Source organism: Streptomyces sp. NPDC054932, from assembly GCF_053610205.1.
In genome coordinates, this window is sequence record NZ_JBSGXU010000331.1 from 1 (window position 1) to 5056 (window position 5056).

6 protein-coding genes are annotated in these 5056 nt (G+C 72.0%); 5 read left to right on the forward strand and 1 reads right to left on the reverse strand.

Translation table 11 applies throughout. The features are described from left to right. Window positions 1-7: 7 nt before the first annotated feature. A complete protein-coding gene (locus ACWGE1_RS40120) occupies window positions 8-451 on the reverse strand; it encodes a hypothetical protein (protein ID WP_453425410.1) in 444 nt (147 codons plus the stop codon). Between the two features lie 289 nt (window positions 452-740). Here ACWGE1_RS40120 and ACWGE1_RS40125 point away from each other — a divergent pair, with 289 nt between their 5' ends. Genes ACWGE1_RS40125 through ACWGE1_RS40145 form a run of 5 tightly spaced genes read left to right on the forward strand, consistent with a single transcriptional unit; the run spans window position 741 to window position 5029 of the window. Beyond that, window positions 741-2273 carry a sensor histidine kinase gene (locus tag ACWGE1_RS40125; RefSeq protein ID WP_453425411.1) on the forward strand — a complete coding sequence of 511 codons (1533 nt, stop codon included), beginning with the start codon at window positions 741-743 and terminating at the stop codon, window positions 2271-2273. A gap of 6 nt (window positions 2274-2279) precedes the next feature. After that, window positions 2280-2684 (forward strand): roadblock/LC7 domain-containing protein, encoded by a 405-nt coding sequence (locus ACWGE1_RS40130; RefSeq protein WP_453425412.1) that lies wholly within the window; start codon window positions 2280-2282, stop codon window positions 2682-2684. Further along, on the forward strand, window positions 2681-3040 hold the full coding sequence (locus tag ACWGE1_RS40135; RefSeq protein ID WP_453425413.1) for a DUF742 domain-containing protein: 360 nt from the start codon (window positions 2681-2683) through the stop codon (window positions 3038-3040). Before ACWGE1_RS40130 ends, ACWGE1_RS40135 begins: the two co-directional genes overlap by 4 nt. Further along, on the forward strand, window positions 3021-3641 hold the full coding sequence (locus tag ACWGE1_RS40140) for a GTP-binding protein (RefSeq protein WP_453425414.1): 621 nt from the start codon (window positions 3021-3023) through the stop codon (window positions 3639-3641). Before ACWGE1_RS40135 ends, ACWGE1_RS40140 begins: the two co-directional genes overlap by 20 nt. After that, entirely contained in the window at window positions 3638-5029 is a 1392-nt protein-coding gene (locus tag ACWGE1_RS40145; protein WP_453425415.1) for a cytochrome P450, read from the forward strand. The genes ACWGE1_RS40140 and ACWGE1_RS40145 overlap by 4 nt, the downstream gene beginning before the upstream one ends. The last annotated feature ends 27 nt before the right edge of the window (window positions 5030-5056 follow it).

Below are 5056 nucleotides of genomic sequence, written 5' to 3' on the forward strand. Positions count from 1 at the left end.
GCGCTGGTCAGTGGTCGTGCCGTGCCCCGTGTTCCAGCCACTGGGGCGGGTCCGCGCCGGCATCCTGGCCGTTCAGGAGCAGGGGTGCCCGTTCGCCGGGTCCCGTTGCGGTGAGCGGGATGCCGAGGCTCTGGCACATCCGCTGGGCGCGGGACAGTGCGCTGAAGGTCATGGGCGAGGGGGTGCGGCTCGGCAGCTCGACCGTGACCCGGGCGGGCCGGTGCGTGTGGACGAGCGATTCGATCTGCAGGGCGGCCGCGGCGCGATTGGTGACGTTCAGCTCCCGGAGGATCTTCACGTGCAGGGTGTCCTCGGTGATGCCGTGACTGATGATCATGCTGAGCCTCCCGCACACCGGGATCCGGACGGCACCGGCGGTGGGGGTGCCCACCACCAGTGTGGGGCAGGTGTCCCGCACGGACGAGTTCGCCGCGTCGCGCTTATAGCGCATTTCCGGGCCCGGCACCACTTGGGAACCGCGCGATGCGGCCGGCGCCGATGGCGCGTCCAGGGCGGATTCCGCCGCCGGGAACGGGCCCGCACGCTGTGACCTCCCGCTACGCCGCCCACCACCGTGGACGGGCGCCCGGGGGTGCCGGAATTCGCCGCTGCGGATGGCTCATATCCGTTCCTCCGGTCCGATGAACTCCAACGAAACCGCGCATGAGGGCAGTTGGGCGTAGTTATGCTCCCGCCCACCGGTCAGAAGGTCACCCTTTTTCGATAATTCGAGGACGCAGATGGAGCAAAAAGACATTCCTCCCGAAACGGTCCACCCGGAGGTGGGTGCGACCCGGGTGCTGCCCACCGTCGCCGCCCTGGCCGCCGCCTGCCTGGTCGGGGCGCTCGTCTCCTCCTCGGAACCCGTCGGCACCGTCCTGATCGCCGCGGGCGCCGCGTGCACCGCCGCGCTCCTCGTCGAGGCGCTGCGCCGCGGCCGCGCGCTCGCCGCGGCACGCGCCCAGGTCGCGGCCCTCCAGCACGCCCTGTCCCGGCAGGAGACCGAGGCGTTCCGCCTGTCCGCGGTCGTGCTGCCCGAGGCCATCGAGCGACTGCGCAAGGGCGAACTCGCCGAGGAGGTGCTGACCTCCCTCGGCGGGCGCGCCGGACACGGCAACCGCTGGGGCGACGACGCGGCCCTGACACCGCGCTTCAGAGCCGCCCTGCAAGCCGTGCTCGCCCACGTCATCGACGCGGTCGACAACGAGGAGAGCCTTCGCGACTCGGCGCAGCGGGCCTTCGTGAACGTGGCCCGCCGCGTGCAGGCGATCGTGCACCAGCAGGCCCACGAGATGCGTGAGATGGAGGACCGGCACGGCGCCAACCCGGACGTCTTCGGCGACCTCCTGCGACTGGACCACGGCACCGCCCTGATCGGCAGGCTCGCCGACTCCATCTCGGTCCTCGGCGGTGCGCGCCCCGGCCGTCAGTGGAGCCGGGCCGTCACCCTGTACAGCGTGATGCGCGGCGCGATGTCGCGCATCATCGACTACCAGCGGGTGGAACTCCACTCGGTCTCCGAGGTCGCCGTCGTCGGCCCGGTCGTGGAGCCGCTGATCCACACCCTGGCGGAGCTGCTGGACAACGCCACCCGCTACTCCCCGCCGCACACCCGGGTCCACCTCACGGCCGTCGAGGTGCAGTCGGGCATCGCCGTGGAGATCGAGGACGGCGGCCTGAGCATGAGCGAGGAGGCCCGCGGACGCGCCGAGAAGATGCTCGCGCAGGCGCAGTCGGGCATCGACCTCAACGACCTGGGCGAGACGCCGAGGCTGGGCCTCGCCGTGGTCGGCCGGCTGGCGCAGGCGTACGGGTTCCAGGTGTCCCTGCGCTCCTCCGCGTACGGCGGCGTCCGCGCCGTGGTCATCGTGCCGCAGCACCTGATCACCACGGCGTCCGCGGCGACCGGTCTCGCCCACGGCATCGGCTCCTCCTCGGGGCCCAGGGCGGTGGCCGCCACACCGCGCGAGCACCCCTTCGACCACTCGTCGGCCGGCGTCTCCGCGCCCCGGTCGGCACCGGCACCGACGCCCGGGCCGGTGCCCGTCAGCGGCGGGCCGACCACCGAACGTACCTCGACCGGCCTGCCGCAAAGACGCCGGAAGGACCGTGTCACCACCTACGACGCCCGGCCGGCCGAGATGCCGCAGCCGGCGGACGACAACGGCCCCGGAATGTGGCTGGAGGCGTTCCACAGCGGAGTGTCGGGTGCGCCCGGTCAAGACGCGCAGGGCGCCCAGGACGCGTCGGGTTCAGCGACCAAAGGGGCGTAAACAGTGATGACTCAGCGAAGCAGCATGGACTGGATGCTCAAGGACCTGGCCGCCGGAGTGCCACAGACGCGGCACGTGATCGTGCTGTCCGCGGACGGGCTCTGCGTGGCGCAGTACGGGGCGGAGACCGACACGGCCGACCGCCTGGCAGCCGCCTGCGCGGGCCTGCAGAGCCTCGCCGGAGCGGTGGCCGCGGAACTGCCCAGCTCGAAGGGCAGGATGCGGCTGGTCGTGATCGAGATGGACGGCGGGTTCTTCTACCTGATGGCCGCGGGCGACGGCTCCTATCTGGCGGTCCTCGCCGACGAGGGCGTCGACGCGGGCCTGATGGGCGCGCAGATGCGCAACCTGGTGACCCGAATGGGGGACCATCTGAGCAGCCCGCCCCGACACGACGGGCAGCCCGCGTGAAAGAGCCGCCCACAAGCTGGGAGGACAGCACTCCCGAACGGCTCTACGTCATCACCGGCGGCCGCAGCGCGCCCTCCACCACGGTCCATCTCGACCTCGTGACCCTGGTCGTGGCCCGGGGGGCCGCCCGGCCCGAGATGCAGCCCGAGCAGGCCGCCATCCTGCGGATGTGCCAGTCACCGCTGTCGGTGGCCGAGATCGCCGCGTACGCCGGCCTGCCCGTGAGCGTCGTCACCGTGCTGGTCGGAGACCTGATGACCGCCCGGCGCGTGCACGTCCGGCCCCCCGTCCCCGCCGCGCAGCTACCCGACCTTGCTCTGATCGAGGCAGTGATCGATGGACTTCAGAAGCTCTGACCCGCCCGCCGGGCCGCGCCAGGCGGACATACTGCCGCAGAGCGCCGCGGCCGCCGTGAAAATCGTCATCGTCGGCGGTTTCGGCGTGGGCAAGACGACGATGGTCGGTGCCGTGAGCGAGATCAAGCCGCTGACCACCGAGGAGACGATGACCCGGGCCGGCGTCGGCGTCGACGACACCTGGGGCGTGTCCCGCAAGATCACCACCACCGTGGCGATGGACTTCGGCCGCATCAGCATCAACGAAGAACTCGTGCTGTACCTGTTCGGAACACCCGGCCAGGAGCGCTTCTGGTTCCTGTGGCGCGGTCTCTTCGAGGGCGCGCTCGGCGCGGTCGTGCTCCTCGACACCCGGCGGCTGGAGATCAGCTTCGACGTCATCGGGCGGCTGGAGGAGCGGGGCGTCCCCTTCGTCGTGGCCGTCAACTCCTTCCCCGGCGCGCCCGAGCATCCGCTGGAGGAACTGCGCCAGGCCCTCGACCTGCCCCCCACCGTCCCGATCCTCGTCTGCGACGCCAGACGACGGGACTCGTCCCGCGATGTCCTGCTGACCCTCATGCGCTACCTGCACTCCCAGGCAGCCACCCAGGAGGCAATGTGAGTACCACCCCCACCCCACCGCCGCAGTGCCCCGCCCACGCGGCGGCAACGGCGGGCGGCCTGTACCGGCTCCACGGAGCGGAGGCCCAGGCCGACCCCCTCGCCCTGTACGAGAAGCTGCGCGCCGAGCACGGCCCGGTCGCCCCCGTGCTGGTGAGCGGGGACCTCCCGGCATGGCTGGTCCTCGGCCACCGGGAGAACCTGGACGTGGCGCGCACGTCGTCCCGCTTCGCCCGTGACCCCCGGGGCTGGCGCGACATGAGAGAGGGCCGGGTACCGGCCGACACCCCGCTCGGCCCCATGGTGTCCTGGGTACCGGTGTGCAACTTCACGGACGGGCCCGTCCACGAGCGGCTGCGCTCCGCCGTGGTGGAGTCCCTGGAGCGCTTCGACAAGCGCGGCATCCGCCGCTACGTGACGCGCTTCGCCAACCAGCTCGTCGACCAGATCGCCGGCGAGGGGTACGCCGACCTGGTGTCCGCCTTCTCCGACCAGCTCCCCATGCTGGTCATGACGCAACTCGTCGGGGCACCCGACGAACACGGACCCCTGCTGGTCAACGCGGCACGCGACATGCTCCAGGGCACCGAGACGGCCCTCCAGAGCGACCGCTACGTCACCGCCACCCTGGAACACCTGGTCGTGCAGCGAAAGGCCGAGCCCGCCCGTGACCTCGCCTCCTGGCTGCTGGAGCACCCCGCGAACCTGACCGACACCGAAGTGCTGATGCACCTGCGCGTGGTGCTGATCGCGGCCTACGAGACCACCGCCAACCTGATCGCCAACACGCTGCGCACGGTACTGACCGACCCGCGCTTCCGGGCGAGCCTCTCCGGCGGTCACATGACCCTGCCCGACGCACTGGAGCAGGTCCTGTGGGACGACCCGCCGATCAACACCATCATCGGGCGCTGGGCCACCGGTGACACCCTGCTCGGCGGCCAGCAGGTCAAGGCCGGTGACATGATCCTGCTCGGCCTGGCCGCGGGCAACGCCGACCCGCAGATCCGCCCCGACCCCGACGTCTCCGTCCACGGCAACCGCTCCCACCTGGCCTTCAGCAGCGGACCGCACGAGTGCCCGGGCCAGGACATCGGGCGTGCCATCGCGGACACCGGCATCGAGGTCCTGCTGGACCGGCTGCCCGACCTCCAGCTGGCGGTCGACGCGAGCGAGCTCCAGTGGCGCGGCACCCTCATGTCGCGCCACCTGCTGTCACTGCCGGTACGGTTCGCCCCGCGGTCCGTCCCGACCCCGCAACCCGGGATCGAGCAGCCGGCCGGGCACCCGGTGAACGCGCTGATCCCGCCGCAGCCGGCGGCGCCGCCCGCGGTCTCCCGCCGACGCCGTGGCGTCAGCTGGTGGCGCCGGCTGTTCGGCCGCCGCTGAGCGGGCCATCAGCGCGGGGGCCCCGGC